Raw genomic sequence first — 841 nt, 5'->3', positions numbered from 1 at the left:
TCATCCGAGCAAGACGATACCAGCACCCCGTTTCAATACTACTCATTGATATCGATCATTTTAAAGCTGTAAACGACAACTTTGGCCATTTGGTTGGTGATATTTGTATACAGGCCGTTGCTACTGAGCTCTCAACACAATTGCGCTTTCCTACCGACCTAGCCGCTCGATATGGCGGAGAAGAGTTTTGCATCGTGTTACCTCAAACGGGGCTAGAGGGAGGAATCGTTGTCGCTGAGCGAATTCGAAAACGTATCGATCAGCATGTCATTGAAGCTGAGGGTTTTGATCAAGCTGTCACCGTAAGTATCGGTGTTTATTCTACGATACCTGAAAAAACAGATACAGCTAAGCATCTCTTGGAAAATGCAGATAATGCGCTTTATTCTGCAAAACGAAATGGCCGAAACCGTGTGGAAAGCTATCAAACGAAGCATCAGCAATAATAAAGATTAGTTATTACAGATATGTACTTAGGAGAGTAGGAACTATAACCCGCCCCTTTCGCCATGTCGTCTAAAAACGTGCCTGGGCTTTTACTTTGCGATGAGCTCAATCAGGTAAAAATAGCCTAAACATCATTCTAAATATTGGGGTCATAAATATTGGGGTCAGAGTAACATTCACTCATATCCATGTCCGCAATGTCGTGACTGCTAGTATAAACTTGGGCTTATGTCAGAGGCAGGAAGGTGAAGATAGCAGGCTTCGAGAAAGGTAGCACTCTGTGTTCTTTTCGTTAGTCCACCACATGCAGGTTTGGCTGAATAATCTCTATCTTGATAGGGTGCGCCGCGCGCACCGGCGAAGATTGTGCCCTTCGCTGCCAGAAGGTTCCACC

2 protein-coding genes are annotated in these 841 nt (G+C 44.7%); one reads left to right on the top strand and one right to left on the bottom strand.

Going from position 1 to position 841, the window contains the following annotated elements; translation table 11 throughout:
• A partial coding sequence (locus A3735_RS08955) for a GGDEF domain-containing protein (RefSeq protein WP_197485779.1) occupies positions 1 to 446 on the top strand: 446 nt, incomplete at its 5' end.
• Between the two features lie 210 nt (positions 447 to 656).
• Here the strand turns inward: A3735_RS08955 and A3735_RS31805 are convergent.
• Positions 657 to 841 (bottom strand): hypothetical protein (locus tag A3735_RS31805; RefSeq protein WP_231882512.1); only part of this gene is annotated, 185 nt, incomplete at its 5' end.

This window comes from Oleiphilus sp. HI0061 (assembly GCF_001635675.1).
Note: the sequence above shows the minus strand (reverse complement) of the source record. Positions and strands in the feature narration are given on the sequence as shown.